Below are 15,190 nucleotides of genomic sequence, written 5' to 3' on the forward strand. Positions count from 1 at the left end.
AGCTGTGGAAATATATGCCCCCAAATTTAAGGTTTCTTTACCTCGAATAAGCCGCTTTATTTTACTGCTTCAAGTGAACAGATAGGCAATAGGCAGAATTTTAAGCTCCTGCTTCATATATTTTCTAAGGTCATGCTGAAACGTTTTTTAAACAAGGATAAGAGCCGCTCTGATCAACAGCGCTTGGTTCCTTCGTTGCAATTAACGCCACGTCCCCTCACCGTGGCCGAATTAAAGCAGCTAATTCCTTTGCGTAACTTCAGCAACGAGGAGCTTGAGGCTTTCGCCTTATCCCAAACAACGGAAACCTATGGGCCGGGCTCCATCCTGTTTGAACGTGGTGAAAGCGAAGATCATGTTTTCTATCTTCTTTCAGGCACCGTCATCATTAAATCAGAGGAAGGACAAGAATACGAAATTACCGCAGGAAGCGCCAAATCCAGATTCCCGCTCTCTTCCGGAAAAACTCACAATGTGACTGCGATTTCCAAAACCGATATCGAGGTCATCAGAACCTCATCTCGGGTGATGCATAGGAATGTTCAGGATATCCATTCTGGAGACGACCTAATTTTGAATCCAGAAAACTGGAATATTCCGGAGACTTTGGCCAATAGCCAGCTTTTTCAAGCGTTTAGCCAACATTTCAGCAATGAGGAATTGAAGTTGCCTACCCTGCCTGATGTAGCAGTGAGGCTCCGCAAAGCAGTACAAAAAGAGGATATTGGCGTGGCGGAAGCCGCCAAAATCGTTCAGCTTGACGCCACTATCGCTACTAAATTGCTTCATATAGCCAATAGTCCGCTGTATATGGCCGTCAACCCCGCTAAAAACTGCCTGGAAGCTGTTAGCCGGCTTGGTTTGAAGGCCACATGTAGTTTGGTTCTCACCTTGTGTATGAAGGATTTGTTTAAATCCGAACAACAACAATTAAGAGAAAAATTTAAAAACGTTTGGAAAGAAAGTCTTCACATAGCCGCGCTTTCCTATGTACTGGCGAAAGACAATCAGTGGCGTGACCCGGAAGAAGCGCTCCTGGCGGGATTAATCAATGACATTGGAAAAACCGCTTTTCTCGCCTTTGTCGATAACTTCCCGCAAAGCCATTATGAAATGGGGGAAGTGGATGCCGCCTTGCCGGTAATAAGAGGGCCTGTAGGCTATTACATTTTGAAAAAATGGGACTTTGCAGAAGAACTGGCAAAAATCCCGCTCTTCGCGGAATCATGGCTTCACGATAGCGGAGATGATCTATCCTTAAGCGACATCATCATGCTTTCCAAACTACACCGGGCAATTGAGCTAAAACAAATCTCGGAACTGCCGCCCATCAACACCATCCCTGCCTGCAGAAAACTACGCGATGGTGAATTATCCCCCGAATATTCACTGAAAGTACTGCACCAAGCGAAAGCCCAAATTAACGAAGCGTTATCGTTTCTCCGTTAGAGAAACGTTGAATAATCCAGCGATTCCTTAACCACCTACACTTCTAGGTACCATAGCTTAATAGGTGCTGATCTTGGAATGGGATGTTTTATTCTTTGATAATCGGCAAGAATCTTCGTTACGTAGAGGCGTGTTTCCTTAAAGGGTGGAACGCCGCGATAACGATGCACTGCATTTTCTCCGGCATTGTAGGCCGCCAGAGCAAGTTTTACGTTGCCCCGAAAGTGCTGTAAAAGCCAACGCAAATACAAAACCCCACCAATCATATTTTCCACTGGATTCATGCGGTTCACAGAAAACCTTTTAGCGGTATTTGGCATCAACTGCATAAGACCATAGGCAGCTTTAGGCGATAACGCTGAAGCATTGAATGCTGATTCCGTTTTGATGACCGCCAAGACCAATTTCGGGTCTACCTCTAATTCCTGGCCCAGGATTTTTGCCCAAGCGATAACCGCTTTTTTATCCATTTTTTTGGGGTCGGCTGTCACTGGGCAATCAAGATCTTTAACAGGTCGGATGTCCTTAAATTGCCTAACCATCCTCAATGCATATCGGTCTCCACGGCGCGCCGCGCGCCGGAACCAACCCATCGCAACGGGCTTGTTGCGTTTCAAGCCCCGGCCGTTAAAATACATCCAGCCCAAATGATATTGGGATGGCCGATCTCCCAGAGCAGAGGCCAGACAGTATAGACGAAAGGCCTTGGCATAATCCTGCTTACCCCCCTGGCCCCGCTCGTACTGGAGCGCACTGTTTCGCAACTGACGCCCTGAAAGCTTCCATTCTTTGGCCATCAATCCATTGGATTGAAGGAAAACCAAGATTAACAGCAGCAGTTTTAAACGAATCATTGGGCCAATCCAGTTATTCTTATCCAATATCTATATGAAGCAAAATTCAAGCCATGCGTTAGGAATCAAAGCATTATGGAACGACCAGAGCATTCTTGTAAAATTTACTGACACTTTTGGCAGCCACCCAGACCGCCAGCAGGCACGAAAGAAATACCCCAGCCCCTAAATAAATCCTAAAGCCGCCAAATCCTTATGGGCATGTTCTGTATAAATTATTCGAGTAAACTTCTTAACAGCCCTGCAAGCTTTTCTTGCTGCCTTTCCAAGCGCAATCGATAACAAATAATAACGCTTTTCAGTTCTCTGAGCGCCTGTTCAAATTTATCATTAACCACCAGATAATCATATTCCTTGTAATGGGAGATTTCATCCCTTGCATCACGCATTCTACGGGCAATGGTTTCCAGGCTATCCTGGCCTCGCGACCTTAACCGCTCTTCCAAAACTTGTCGCGACGGCGGCAAAATAAAAATAGAGCGGCTCTGCGGCATTTTCTCCTTGACTTGCCTGGCCCCCTGCCAGTCAATCTCCAAAATCACATCCAACCCCTGATTCAAACTTTCTATCACCACCTTTTGGGAAGTGCCGTAATAATGATCAAAAACCTTGGCATACTCCAAAAAAGCATCCTGGGCTAACATTTGCTCAAATTCTTCCACGGTGACGAAATAATAATCCTTTCCATGAACTTCCCCCGGACGTTGAGGACGGGTCGTGTGGGAAGTGGAAATCACGATGTCTTCCAGTTCGTTCTGAAGCCGTTTCACCAAACTGGTCTTTCCCGCGCCCGAAGGGGCTGAAACGATAAACAAATTCCCTGTTGCCATAATTTACTCGATATTTTGAGCTTGTTCGCGCATCTGCTCAATGAGAACCTTCATTTCAATCGCGCATTGGGTAAGTGCCGTGGATGCTGATTTCGAAGCCAGGGTATTCGCCTCCCGATTCATCTCCTGAAACAAAAAATCCAGCCGGCGACCAATGGCTTGATCCTGTTCCAGTAAGCGCCTAGTTTCTTTAACATGGGTTTCCAGCCGGTCTAATTCTTCCGCCACGTCAAGCTTTTGCGCCAGGTAAACCAATTCTTGCTCTAGTCGATCCCGATCCGGCTCGATACTGACTTCCTCGATTCTTGCTATCAGCTTCTCCCGGAGCGCTGCAAGCGCCTCAGGTGCGGCTTGACGCGCCAATTTAACTTGGTCACCCAGTTGCTGGCAACGTTGCAGAAGAAAATTTTTAAGCTGACTCCCTTCCTGTCTGCGAGCCGCAATAAGTTTATCTAAAGCCTCCTGCAGGCCTTCCAATGCCGCTTTTTGCAACGCCTCTTGGGCCGGCTCCGGCTCCGACAACACTCCCGGCCAGCTGATAATCTCTAAGGGAGAGACGGGTGCCGGATCGGAAAGCAAAGGCCGCACTTGCTCCAAAACCTGAATTACCGCCTGTATGATCCCTGCATTAATGGTAAAACTTAACTTGGCATCGGGCACAGGATCCAGCCTGGCGCTACATTCTATTTTCCCCCGCTGTATGGACTGGCCTATCATTTTCCGGATCTGTGGTTCCAAAAACCGCAATTTGTCCGGCAAACGCAAAACCAGATCCAAATAACGGGAATTGACCGACCGGATTTCCCAGCTAATCAAAAATTGATCCGCTTGCACCTGATGACTGGCAAACGCCGTCATGCTATAAACCATAGGCAACACCCATAAACGTGTGAACTCGACTAAGCTTAAGTATTAGCCCCATTGCCTTTCAATGAAACCCTATGTTTAAGGAATATTTAGAACCGGAAGCGCATCACGAAGCTTTTGCCTATCTGCAACCGGGCACGGTCATCGACAATTATGTGATCGAGCGCCCCCTTGCCAATGGCGGATTTAGCTCGGTTTACCTGGCACGGCAACTGCACGACCAAACCCAAGTGGTTATCAAAGAATATTTGCCCCGAAAATTGGCTTACCGCTCCTGGGACAATCAGATTACACCGCATAGCGAGGAAACCAAAAAAAAATTCTCCCAAGGCAGACGCTTGTTTATTGAAGAAGCCAAAATGCTCGCCACCCTGAAACACCCCAATATCGTCGAAGTCGTCAATTTCTTCCGCGCCAATACCACAGTTTACATGGTAATGACTTACGACTACGGCAAAAACCTGAATTGGTTTATGAAAAACAAGCCTGACAAGCTTACAGCGGAGTTTCTTTACTTTCTTTGCCATAAATTGCTAGACGCCCTGGAAGCCATCCATAATCACGGCTTTCTACATTTGGATATCAAACCGGAAAACATTTTAATCCGCCCTGGCGGCAATCCACTGGTACTGGATTTTGGCGCTGCCCGCCCTTATCCCATGCCGCCCAACTGGAAAAAACCCGGCAAAGTCAGGACGCCAGGCTATTCGCCTCTGGAACAATTTCAAGCCCATGGCTCGATTGGCCCATGGAGTGACCTGTATGCATTGGGCGCCACCTTGAGGGCCTGTATCGACCGGAAGACGCCGCCTTCAGTCACTGATCGAGTCAACAAGGATCTTCTCAAACCCGCGCTCAATCGCTTTCAAACCAATTATCCCAAAGGCTTTCTGAAAGCCGTCGACCAAGCCATGAAGCTGGCCCCGGAAGAAAGACCGCAAACCGTTGCGGATTTCAGAAAACTCCTGGAATCCGGGTAGCATCATCAGGCTGGTTTAGTAGCCTGGCCAACCAGTGTGCAACCACCGCACACTCCAACCCAAAGGGCAAATAGCCGGAATAGCCCAAAAGAGGCATTTCAAAAATTTTAAAGCGGGAGACAAAGGGTACGGTGTATACCCATTTAGGGTCACTCCAATAATTCCACATTTCCCAAAAAAAACCGCAAATTAATGCCGACAATGCAGGCAGTGCCACGATTTCCCAGCGCCCATGCGCCAAGGGCGCAAAATAGGTCTTATCCCCCAGTAATACCTGCAGCGCGACGAATAACAACAAAGGCGCGCCCCACAACAACGGAAAAAACCATTGGGGCCAACTCCCGACGCCCACCAACCCCAGACCGCCAAAACCCAAAGACAGCCAAGCCCATAAACGCGGGCGGCGAATCACAAGGGTGGAAAGCTCTTTTGCCTTCCCAAAGGGAACATCGCCAACAAGACTAAAGTACTGATTACCGCGGGTAACACCGTCGAAAAAGGCAGTGTGGCCTGAATGAAATACTGCCAAGGCGAAAGCGATTCCACCCCCAGGTAATGCCAGTTGCCAACAAAACGGTTAAGGTATTCAAAATACCACCAAAACAAAGCGCTCAAAGGAAACAAACCCAGCAAAAACCCAAGGCGATGGGTTAAAAGGCTCCAACCACCACGCCAAACACAAAAGGCATTTACCACTCCGATATACCCCAACCACAATAAAGTAAAAGTGTGATTCAACCATCCGCCAGCCCATTCTGGACGCTGCCACGCCAAAAACCAAGCAAACCCCAAATAAACCAACATTCCCCAACCCCAAAAAGGCAAACGCCGAGGGTGCTGGATATATTCCCGCCTTTCTGGCCACAAAAGATAAATCAAGGCACCGTACAACAGCACTTCAAAAACGCCGTAGGCGATAAATATTGGCCAAGAAAAAGCCAAAGGTTCGACTTTGGGTGCCAGCGGCGGAAATGCCAGGAATGCGCTTAGCGGTTTGCCCGCCAGCCACACACCCACCAATGGCAACGCCACGAGCATCAGGGTTAATAATCCAAGATGAAATAGTGCTTTGAAATAACGGTTCATCCAATCGACCTAATTAATTACAGCCGTAAATACTTGTCCATATTGTTTAAAAGCTTAAATGTATTCACGGCATCTTACGGAACGGGCCACCCACGAAAGCCTGAGCAGTAACTTACAACCAATGATTGCGACAGGTTAAAACACCACCAGGATCAGGTCATCTAAAAACGTAAAGGATTGATTGAAGGGGCGGGTGGTCTGCTTCGAAAGCCTCGCCGGCAAGGAGGCCGGCGTGGAGCCTACAGGGAAGTATTCACGGCGTTTTTCGAAGCAGACCACCCGCCCCGGTATGAATAGATGACGGAGTCCTGAAACACCCCCACCTACATTGGCTTATAATACCCTCAACTAACATAATTCCCGGTTTCTTTAGCCTTATCACTAGATGAGCCAATCTAATTCAGCACTTGCAAAAGTAGCAGCGGCACTTGCCTTTGCCGCCAACAAACACCGGGGGCAGCACCGGATCGATGCCGAATGCTCTCCCTATATTAATCATCCCATTGATCTATTAAACGTGCTCTGCTGTGAAGCAGGCATAGAAGATCCGGATATTCTTTGCGCGGCCATCTTGCACGATACCTTGGAGGATACCAATACCAGTAAGGAAGAAATTGCCCGTCACTTCGGGCCCAAAGTGGCCGCAATAGTGCATGAAGTCAGCGATGACATGCGCCTCCCTAAACGCGAACGCTGGCGGCTGCAAATTGAAAAAGCGCCTCATTTGAGCCAGGAAGCCAAAATCGTAAAACTGGCCGATAAGATTTGCAACCTGCGCGATCTTGCTAGCTCGCCTCCTCCCCATTGGAGCCGGGAAAGAACCCAGACATATTTTGATTGGGCAAAATCGGTAATCGATCAACTGCGAGGCACTCACCCCAAGCTTGAAGCCTTATTTGACCAAGCTTACTCTAAACGGCCATAAAACAAAAAACCGGGCGGACAGCACATTGTCCATAGCCCGGTTTATGCTGGAATGCTTGTCTATTTGAGAAAATCAGCTTTCTTCGGCTTGGGTTGCGCGCCGTTCCAGTTGCGCCACAAAATCTGGCGCCAGGCCCAGCGCACTAGAAAGTTCTTGTAAATAAACTCGCTCTTGATCGTTTGCTACATCAATTACCATGCGGGAAACTAAGTAAATCTCCGCCGCGGTTTCCTGGGAATCGGCTTCTGCGGCTATGGCCCTGGCATCCACAGGCGCTTTCAATTGTTCTTCAAAAAACTTTAAGGTCTCTTCATCCACGCCGCTCGTTTTTGCTTGCTCAATAATTTTTGAGCGCTCCTTATCATCGATGTGACCGTCCGCCTTGGCAGCGGCAATCATTGCTCTTAATAGCACCTGACTGCGTTGTTCCGCCTCTTCACCCTGCAAATTCCCCACGGGCACACCGGGTTCTACGGGCTTCGTGGATTTAACCCCGTGCCAACCTTGATAGGTCTGATAGGCCAACCCACCCAAAGCCGCCAATCCGCCCAATTTCGCTGCCAATCCAGCCACTTTCCGCCCACCTTTGGTGCCAAGCAACAATGCCAAAACACCGGCGGCGGCAGCGCCTTTTGCAGCGCCTTTCAAAGCCGCTTCCCGCTCAGGCCCTTCAGCAGGAATTTCGGCTTTTTCTTCCACCCACTTTTGCCCTTTTTCTACCAACTCCCGGCCCGACTGTAACAACTGATCCAATAATTTACTCGCTTCCATTTTTTCTCCTCACTCTGCTTTTATTGCTTTGACAAGAATTTCTCTACTTGGCTTATGCTTGCCAATGAAGGCTCAAGCGTAGCTATAAAGTCGTTATCTTGTCAAACTTATACTGCAGTCAAAAACTAAAACGATGCGGGAGTCGTATTAACAAAGACTCAAATCCAATCAAGAAGCGGATTTTACATAGTTCATGCATCTGGGCCATACAATTTGCTTTACCGCATCCAAAGACGCCTGCCCATCGCGTAAAATATAGGCTTCCGATGCGGCCAGAATAATCAAATTGCGAAATTCACCTGGTTCCAGATTTTCCAACGCCCAGCGTATTTCATCTTCCAAGGTCCAGCCTTTATCTTGATAAACGATCGCAAGCCAAGCATATCGAGATACTTCCCCGCATAACTGGGCGTCGCGCTCTTCTAATCCCGGTGTCGTCCAAGAGTCTTTACTTTTATCATAGACCGTGCCGTTTTCATTACACCCATCAATAATGAATCCATCGGAAACCTCATTCTGGCAATCCGGTGAGTTCGCCAAGGGATCTACTCCTTGATTTAGCCCATCATCTGCGTGGACGCCAGTCGCAAGCAGCAAAAGGAAAAAAGCAATAAGAATCTTGTTCATTATAAGTTCACCCACAAATTTCTGGTTTCTGCTTTTTTTGAAAGAACCTATTGTAATATTTAGCTTGACTATTGTATGAATTTATTTATCAAACACCTATCTTCATTACCCTGCTACCCTCACTCTGAACTCGTATTGAAAAAGTTCAGTCATTGAGAACCTTCAGCCCCAATCTCCAGTTGGGATAGGTTGAATCTAGCGTTATGATAGAAACTCCCTCCCCAACTATTCTTAAGGAGGTTGCCCATGAGCAGTCTTGACACAACGAAAGCCATTGAACTACTCAATAAAATTCTTGAGTTGGAACTGGCTGGTGTAGTGCGCTATACCCATTACTCCTTTATGGTCTTCGGTTACAGCCGGATTCCTATCGTCTCCTGGATGAAAGATCAGGCAACGGAATCGCTACAGCATGCCCAGGAAGCCGGGGAGTTAATCACCCATTTTGGAGGCCACCCGTCCCTTGGGATTGGACCCTTGTTGGAAACCCACAAACATGACATTGGGGACATTTTACGCGAGTCGCTGGAACACGAGCAGGCAAGCCTACAGGTCTATAAGGAACTTCTATCCGTGGTGGAAGGCAAATCCATCTTATTGGAAGAATATGCCCGGCGCATGATTGCTGCTGAAGAATTACATCAAGGTGAAGTCGATAAAATGCTGCGCAAACCCGGGGATATTCAAACGTTTTCGGGTACATGACCGAAACTTCAGAAAAACCCGGCGGCAATGACCGATCCAAACCAACTTTGTAAAAGCTGCGCTGATTTTCTTGCTCAACGGCACTCAGCTATACTGGCTACAACCAATACCGCAGGAATACCTTACGCCAGCTATGCACCGTCAGTTTGCTTTGACGGAGATATTTATATTTTTGTGAGTGAACTGGCTACCCACACCCGCAATTTGATGGAAACAGGTCAAGCCAGCCTGTTATTTATTGAAGATGAAGCTCAAGCCCCTCAACCCTTCGCCCGCCGGCGCTTGAACCTACAATGTAAGGCAGAAGAAGTAACGCGAAAAGACACACAGTTCAGCCAAGTCATGCCCCGTTTTCGTGAAACATTTGGCCCTGTCATTGATGTGCTTTTAAACTTGAATGATTTTCACTTGTTTTGCCTGCATCCATACCAAGGGTGTTATATCGAAGGGTTTGGACGTGCTTTTGAACTAGAACAAGAGACCCTGCGGCAAATTTGTCTCAATTGACTTTATTAGTCCATGTCAGAAACCCCAGAGGAGATCAGCCATGAATGAAGAAAAAATGAATATGGATATCCGTAAATTACTGAAACAATTTGGCGTCACCGCCCAACAGAAAATTGATCACGCCATTTTCAAAGCCATTGAGGATGGCAAATTACAAGGCAACGAAACCTTTGACGTTAAAATCCGGCTGGAAATACCCGCGCTGGAATTTTCCCACGAAGTGGCAGGGAAAATTTCCTTAGAATAACGGTTAAAAGCGGGCGAATCGCACAACACGCCCGCTTTTCATTAGGGTTGCGCCGGCAGAAAGGGGTCCGAAAAGATTTCCTGTAATCGGGCACCCGCCAGATAACACTTTTTCTGCGCGGATTTCACCATTTCGGGATTACCGCACAAATACACCCGCCAACTTTTAAGATCGGGATGCTCCGACAAAGCGATTTCATCCGCCCGGCCCGACTTTATGCCTTCCATGGCAGGCCCTCGCGATAAACAAGGAACATAATGAAAGTGAGGATGTTTACCTTGCAGCTTACTCAAGATTTCCTGCAAATAGAGTCCTTCCGGCGTTGAGCTGCCGTGATATAAATAGATTGGCCCTAAATGTCCCTGACTCAAGGCATCCCTCAAAACTCCATACAGTGGTGCCAATCCCGTGCCCGTTCCAATCAAAAGCAAAGGCTGATTAAATTGACCGGGGGTGTAAAAACAATTGCCATTGGCAGGACCGATTTCAATTCTGCTGCCTAAAGCCAAGCGTTCAAAAATCCAATGACTAAAAAGACCTTTTGGCACTCGACGGATATGAAGCTCCAAAAAAGGATCACTGGAAAGACTCGCCAAAGAGTAGCTGCGGCTTTTGCCCTCATGAAAAAGGTTCAAAAACTGGCCAGCCCGGTATTCATAATCTTGCGGTTTGGATAAGCGCAGCCGCATCACTTCCGGGGTTAAATGTTCGAGAGATTCCACCTCAACTTCAAAATTACCGGTATCAGGTAATTGAATCCAGACATCGTTCTGAGGTTGGTATTGACAGGCCAGAAAATAATTCTGAACCCGCAAAGGGTCATTGAGACCCTTTTGGGCTTCTTCCGGCACTTCTTCAACGCTTCGCAGCAAACAACTCTGACATATCCCTGCTTGACAACCGAAAGATACTTCAATGTCATGACGCAGCAGGCAATCGAGAACAGACTCGCCTTCCTCCAGCGTCAACACCAAATTGTCAACAATCAAACGAGGCATATCAACGGTTCAAAACATCATTTCGGGCGCCCTCGGCAATGGCGATTACTTCGTCTATCAAGGCCTGGTCTACATTCAATTCCTTCAGGGTATCGGCCAAATTTTCTAACACGGCATCCACGTGGGAATCATTCAATCCCTGTTCGACCAAATGGGCATGACCTTCGCGCAGATCCTTGCCAGTGTAGTTATTGGGACCCCCAAAGGCCATGGTCAAAAAGGCCTTCTGTTTAGCCGCTTGCTTTTCCATATCAACACCATCAAAAAACCGGTTGATGCGATCATCCGCCAAGACTTTACGGTAAAAAATGTCCACAGCGGCGTCGACGGCAGCTTCTCCACCTAGCTTTTCGAATAATGTTTGCGCCATATCGCTCTCTCCTTTGGTATAGTCAAAAATTGGTTGCATTTTCAGCCTTGCCCTTGAATGAAGGATATGCAAGACTTGGAATATAGTATTATATATGCACATTATAGAAATGTAATATAAAAATTAGAGAGTCATTGTGCAGTTAACCCGCTTTACCGATTATGCATTCCGGTTGTTGATGTATCTCGCCCAACAACCCGAGCGCGACGCGACTATTTCCGAAGTCGCGGGCTATTTCGGCATCTCGCGCCACCATTTGGTTAAGGTAGTCAATCACCTAGGACGCTGCGGTTTTATTGAAACCAGCCGCGGAAAAGGCGGCGGTTTGAAACTCAGTCAAAATCCTGCCGCTATCAGCTTGGGAGACGTCATCCGCAAGATGGAACCCAACCTGGCCCTGGTGGAATGCCGGCAAGCCGACTACAAAAATGGTGATTGCAGGCTGCAGTCGGCATGTGTACTGAACTCTATTTTGGATGAGGCATTGGAAGCTTTTCTCAACACTTTGGATCGATATAGCTTAGCCGACGCGGTTCGCCAAGGAGGCGAGGAAAAACTAATCCGGTTCCCCAAAAAGGGCTAATCTGCTTTCCTTTCATTCAACAATGCTCCACACTTCTTGCAGCGATCCAAGCCAAAGAAAAAAAAGCGCCCTTCCCTAAGCGGTGTCCGGCATTCAGGACAACATACCTTTGCCAACTTGCGGGACGACCAGAGCAAAGCCAACAGGGTGGTGCCAATGGTGATGATGGGTTTATGGAAGTAAAGATTCACCGGTAAAGTCAGCACAAGTACAAAAGCCGGGAACAGGACATATAAACGATAATGGTTGGTTAGAGTCATTTTTTTTCATCATAAAAAAAGCGGGATGATAACATCCCGCTTTTTGCAATGGGCAAAATCATTCATTCCGAGTAACTGCTCGTGGCCCTATGGGTGGCCTGTGGAGAAAGTGTCTTTGGCAGGGATGCCAAAGCCAAGCCTACAGGGACGTATTCACGGCGTCTTTCGGAACAGGCCACCCATAGGGCCTTCTTGCGGTATGGCTGAGCAGTTACCATTCCAAAATTCTCAGCACATCCTTGTCTCTGCAGCCATCTCAAATAAAGCAGAAATTCCTCGGAACACAGAGAGGACCGGAATTAAAACAAGTTAACCACCGCATCCACAGCAAAGATAAATTGATCATCTTGCGTGCCGTCGTCAAATGGTTTACTGCTACCTTCGTTCCAGTCATAGCGGATTTCAGGGCGCAGCTTGAACCACTGGGTCGGCTTGAAATTCACGCCTGCGGTAATTTCATAAAAGTTCGTGCTTTTGCCATTACCCAACACGCGGGTACCACCTTCATCCCGGAACCACTCAGCGCGGGTACCGATGGCAAACATATCATTAATGTCATAGGACAGATAACTGTTGATACCATACCAATGGGCATCGTCGTCGGTTCCCAATTGCTCTTCCCAACCGTGGTCATGCTGTAAGGTAAAATGCAACTGGTCGGTGATGTCATACCACAGCACGATGCTATACAAGGACCGATCCAAGTCATCTGCAGCCCCATGGTTACCGACAATGGAACCATGAGTAGCCGTTAGTGCAACCGACAATGCACCGCCGCCTTCCACGCCGTTATCCCAATTCAAGCCGCCGATGAAATTCCAGGCATCATCAATATCAGCGGTAAAACTGTCCCAGCCATTCACCGCGCCCACGGTGATGCTCAGGTTATCAATCAGGGGCATGGAAAACAAAGCACCCGTATGGGTGAAGGGTTCGCCATATTGCATGGTATAAGCATGAGAATAAAAGAAATTATCCGGCGCGGTGACCACTTCGTTTCCGATGATCGTGTAGAAGTGACCGAATTTGGCAGTGATGCCATTCAATACTGGTGCGAATACTTCAATATAGGCTTGAGGCAACGCCAACTTATTGATGTTATTACCAGAATCAGTATTGCCAATCCATTTCTGCTTGCCGGCATCGCTGATTTCTAAACCAACCGCCTGGGTAAAGGGCGTATCACTGCCATACATAAAATCCACCCGGCCACCGATGTCCCAACCGTCGCCTTCGGTATTAACAGCGCGTTCGATGAAAAAGTTGATTTGGTTAATCAGCACCCGGTCATCCCGAAAGTTGAAAGTGACAGGACCGTTGATATCATTGTGAGGACGTTCAAAGTTATAGGTATAACCAAAAGCGGCCCAAGTCCCAACCTTAAGTCCCAGCGATTTCATAAAATCGGCTTCGTTGGGATCTAAACCAGTGAATGCTTCCAGTGCACTGTCCGCATGGCTGATATTCTCAGGCAGCAGGCCATTGTCATGGGCCACGGAAACGCCAGAGATTGCTCCCATGGCAACTGTTATTAATGTTAATTTGAATGGGTTTGATTTCATGACATATCCTCTTTTCTGGTTTAACTTGTCAAATCTAAACAACACTGTGTTGTAATATAGCAAAGAATTTTATTGTTTCAAGTCTTAATTATTTCAATCATAAAAAAACCGGCTGAGCCGAGGATCATCAATCCGTTACCCTTGCTCAACCGGCATTTTTTCATTGCAGTTCTTACCCCCTGATTGGCCCTGATATCACCTAAATCCGCGTCCCTCAGAACCCAGTCATGGAAGGATTGAAGCGCGGGGGGGAGAAACCTGGTCATCCGAGACTCGCCCTCCCCAATGATTCAATGGATCATTCCCGGCTTATCAGCGCGCGCTCCCCGTAAATTCGGGATAAGCCTCCATACCGCATTCGGAGAAGTCGGCGCCATTGTATTCATCTTCCTGGCTGAGGCGAATGCCGATCAACAGCTTGATAATGAACCAAGTCACAAAACTGGCCACGAATACGAAGCCAAATATGGTTACGATACCAATCAATTGCGCGGTCAATTTGGCATCCGGATTGGACAGGCAGACTGCCAACAGCCCCCAAATTCCCACAACACCGTGCACCGACAGCGCACCCACAGGATCATCCACCCGCATTTTGTCAAACAGCACAATGGAAAACACCACGATAACACCTCCGACGGCCCCGATAATCGTGGCCAGCAGCGGCGCCGGCGTCAAAGGTTCCGCCGTGATTGCTACCAGGCCAGCCAAGGCACCGTTGAGCATCATGGTCAAATCCGCCTTGCCGAACAATGCACGGGCGGTCAACAATGCCGCAATCGCACCGCCCGAGGCGGCCATATTGGTATTGACGAACACTTTGGCCACCGCATTGGCTTCTCCCACATCGGAGACTTTCAGCTCCGAACCACCGTTAAAACCAAACCAGCCCAACCACAAAATAAAGGTGCCCAATGTTGCAAGCGGCAGGTTACAACCTGGGATGGGGTGAATCTCGCCATCCGGGCCGTATTTGCCGGCTCGAGGGCCGAGTAACAACACCCCAGCCAACGCCGCGGTAGCGCCACACAAATGGACTACTCCGGAACCTGCGAAATCCAGGAATCCTAACTGATCCAGGAAACCCCCACCCCACTTCCAATAGCCTTGCATGGGATAGATAAAGCCGGTCATGACTGCTGCAAATAGCAGAAACGACCACAACTTCATCCGCTCAGCTACAGCGCCCGAGACGATAGACATGGCCGTAGCCACGAAAACCACCTGGAAGAAGAAATCGGCCATCACCGAGTAATACACTTCGCCGTTGCTTTTCAACACTTCTTCCAAGGTATGATCTTCTCCAATCAAAAAACCAATTCCAGGCCAAACGGCATTGACTGCCGAGCCTGGATACATAATCTGATAGCCCACCAACATATACATAAGACAGGCAACTGCAAACAAGGCCACGTTCTTGGTGAGAATTTCCACAGTATTTTTGGAACGCACCACCCCCGCCTCGAGCATGGCGAACCCTGCCGCCATCCACATGACCAAGGCTCCTGTCATCAAGAAATAAAATGTATCCAGCGCATAGCTGACTTCAATAATCTTTTCCATTTTTTA

The 15,190-nt window shown here is 48.0% G+C and carries 20 protein-coding genes; 7 read left to right on the forward strand and 13 right to left on the reverse strand.

Going from position 1 to position 15,190, the window contains the following annotated elements; all coding sequences use genetic code 11:
- Positions 1 to 132 precede the first annotated feature (132 nt).
- Positions 133 to 1,449 carry a hypothetical protein gene (locus tag AXA67_09325; protein KXJ40497.1) on the forward strand — a complete coding sequence of 439 codons (1,317 nt, stop codon included), beginning with the start codon at positions 133 to 135 and terminating at the stop codon, positions 1,447 to 1,449.
- A 35-nt stretch (positions 1,450 to 1,484) separates the two neighbouring features.
- On the opposite strand, the gene AXA67_09330 is transcribed toward AXA67_09325, so the two are convergent.
- The 3 genes from AXA67_09330 to AXA67_09340 all read right to left on the reverse strand — a co-directional run bounded on the left by AXA67_09330 (position 1,485) and on the right by AXA67_09340 (position 4,003).
- Positions 1,485 to 2,303, reverse strand: a complete 819-nt coding sequence (locus tag AXA67_09330) for a hypothetical protein (protein KXJ40498.1) — start codon at positions 2,301 to 2,303, stop codon at positions 1,485 to 1,487.
- Positions 2,304 to 2,518: 215 nt separating this feature from the next.
- Positions 2,519 to 3,133 carry a guanylate kinase gene (locus AXA67_09335; protein ID KXJ40499.1) on the reverse strand — a complete coding sequence of 205 codons (615 nt, stop codon included), beginning with the start codon at positions 3,131 to 3,133 and terminating at the stop codon, positions 2,519 to 2,521.
- A 3-nt stretch (positions 3,134 to 3,136) separates the two neighbouring features.
- Positions 3,137 to 4,003 (reverse strand): hypothetical protein, encoded by an 867-nt coding sequence (locus AXA67_09340; protein KXJ40500.1) that lies wholly within the window; start codon positions 4,001 to 4,003, stop codon positions 3,137 to 3,139.
- Between the two features lie 71 nt (positions 4,004 to 4,074).
- On the opposite strand from AXA67_09340, the gene AXA67_09345 reads away from it, so the two are divergent.
- Positions 4,075 to 4,980: a serine/threonine protein kinase gene (locus AXA67_09345; protein ID KXJ40501.1), complete on the forward strand. Its 906-nt coding sequence runs from the start codon at positions 4,075 to 4,077 to the stop codon at positions 4,978 to 4,980.
- Here AXA67_09345 and AXA67_09350 read toward each other — a convergent pair.
- Entirely contained in the window at positions 4,955 to 5,392 is a 438-nt protein-coding gene (locus AXA67_09350) for a hypothetical protein (protein ID KXJ40502.1), read from the reverse strand. The two genes, AXA67_09345 and AXA67_09350, sit on opposite strands and share 26 nt — an antisense overlap.
- Positions 5,389 to 6,066 carry a hypothetical protein gene (locus AXA67_09355; protein ID KXJ40503.1) on the reverse strand — a complete coding sequence of 226 codons (678 nt, stop codon included), beginning with the start codon at positions 6,064 to 6,066 and terminating at the stop codon, positions 5,389 to 5,391. Before AXA67_09355 ends, AXA67_09350 begins: the two co-directional genes overlap by 4 nt.
- A 385-nt stretch (positions 6,067 to 6,451) precedes the next feature.
- On the opposite strand from AXA67_09355, the gene AXA67_09360 reads away from it, so the two are divergent.
- On the forward strand, positions 6,452 to 6,991 hold the full coding sequence (locus tag AXA67_09360) for a phosphohydrolase (protein KXJ40504.1): 540 nt from the start codon (positions 6,452 to 6,454) through the stop codon (positions 6,989 to 6,991).
- 72 nt (positions 6,992 to 7,063) lie between these two features.
- Here the strand turns inward: AXA67_09360 and AXA67_09365 are convergent, their stop codons facing one another.
- Both AXA67_09365 and AXA67_09370 read right to left on the reverse strand, forming a co-directional pair.
- On the reverse strand, positions 7,064 to 7,762 hold the full coding sequence (locus AXA67_09365) for a hypothetical protein (GenBank protein KXJ40505.1): 699 nt from the start codon (positions 7,760 to 7,762) through the stop codon (positions 7,064 to 7,066).
- 168 nt (positions 7,763 to 7,930) lie between these two features.
- On the reverse strand, positions 7,931 to 8,389 hold the full coding sequence (locus AXA67_09370; protein ID KXJ40506.1) for a hypothetical protein: 459 nt from the start codon (positions 8,387 to 8,389) through the stop codon (positions 7,931 to 7,933).
- Between the two features lie 246 nt (positions 8,390 to 8,635).
- Here AXA67_09370 and AXA67_09375 point away from each other — a divergent pair, with 246 nt between their 5' ends.
- Genes AXA67_09375 through AXA67_09385 form a run of 3 tightly spaced genes read left to right on the forward strand, consistent with a single transcriptional unit; the run spans position 8,636 to position 9,848 of the window.
- Positions 8,636 to 9,094 (forward strand): bacterioferritin, encoded by a 459-nt coding sequence (locus tag AXA67_09375; protein ID KXJ40507.1) that lies wholly within the window; start codon positions 8,636 to 8,638, stop codon positions 9,092 to 9,094.
- Between the two features lie 27 nt (positions 9,095 to 9,121).
- Entirely contained in the window at positions 9,122 to 9,601 is a 480-nt protein-coding gene (locus AXA67_09380; GenBank protein KXJ40508.1) for a hypothetical protein, read from the forward strand.
- Positions 9,602 to 9,641: 40 nt separating this feature from the next.
- The gene (locus AXA67_09385) at positions 9,642 to 9,848 is read left to right on the forward strand and encodes a hypothetical protein (protein ID KXJ40509.1); all 207 of its coding nucleotides are present in this window, start codon (positions 9,642 to 9,644) and stop codon (positions 9,846 to 9,848) included.
- Positions 9,849 to 9,889: 41 nt separating this feature from the next.
- On the opposite strand, the gene AXA67_09390 is transcribed toward AXA67_09385, so the two are convergent.
- Both AXA67_09390 and AXA67_09395 read right to left on the reverse strand, forming a co-directional pair.
- Entirely contained in the window at positions 9,890 to 10,846 is a 957-nt protein-coding gene (locus AXA67_09390; GenBank protein ID KXJ40510.1) for a hypothetical protein, read from the reverse strand.
- A gap of 1 nt (position 10,847) precedes the next feature.
- Positions 10,848 to 11,216 (reverse strand): globin, encoded by a 369-nt coding sequence (locus AXA67_09395; protein KXJ40511.1) that lies wholly within the window; start codon positions 11,214 to 11,216, stop codon positions 10,848 to 10,850.
- A 136-nt stretch (positions 11,217 to 11,352) separates the two neighbouring features.
- Between AXA67_09395 and AXA67_09400 the strand changes: the two genes are divergently transcribed.
- On the forward strand, positions 11,353 to 11,799 hold the full coding sequence (locus tag AXA67_09400) for a hypothetical protein (protein ID KXJ40512.1): 447 nt from the start codon (positions 11,353 to 11,355) through the stop codon (positions 11,797 to 11,799).
- On the opposite strand, the gene AXA67_09405 is transcribed toward AXA67_09400, so the two are convergent.
- The 4 genes from AXA67_09405 to AXA67_09420 all read right to left on the reverse strand — a co-directional run bounded on the left by AXA67_09405 (position 11,796) and on the right by AXA67_09420 (position 15,184).
- Positions 11,796 to 12,059 carry a hypothetical protein gene (locus AXA67_09405; GenBank protein KXJ40513.1) on the reverse strand — a complete coding sequence of 88 codons (264 nt, stop codon included), beginning with the start codon at positions 12,057 to 12,059 and terminating at the stop codon, positions 11,796 to 11,798. The two genes, AXA67_09400 and AXA67_09405, sit on opposite strands and share 4 nt — an antisense overlap.
- 299 nt (positions 12,060 to 12,358) lie before the next feature.
- Positions 12,359 to 13,621 (reverse strand): hypothetical protein, encoded by a 1,263-nt coding sequence (locus tag AXA67_09410; GenBank protein KXJ40514.1) that lies wholly within the window; start codon positions 13,619 to 13,621, stop codon positions 12,359 to 12,361.
- Positions 13,622 to 13,698: 77 nt separating this feature from the next.
- Positions 13,699 to 13,887: a hypothetical protein gene (locus AXA67_09415; GenBank protein KXJ40515.1), complete on the reverse strand. Its 189-nt coding sequence runs from the start codon at positions 13,885 to 13,887 to the stop codon at positions 13,699 to 13,701.
- Between the two features lie 46 nt (positions 13,888 to 13,933).
- The gene (locus AXA67_09420) at positions 13,934 to 15,184 is read right to left on the reverse strand and encodes an ammonium transporter (protein KXJ40516.1); all 1,251 of its coding nucleotides are present in this window, start codon (positions 15,182 to 15,184) and stop codon (positions 13,934 to 13,936) included.
- Positions 15,185 to 15,190 lie beyond the last annotated feature (6 nt).

Source organism: Methylothermaceae bacteria B42 (assembly GCA_001566965.1).
GTDB lineage: Bacteria > Pseudomonadota > Gammaproteobacteria > Methylococcales > Methylothermaceae > Methylohalobius.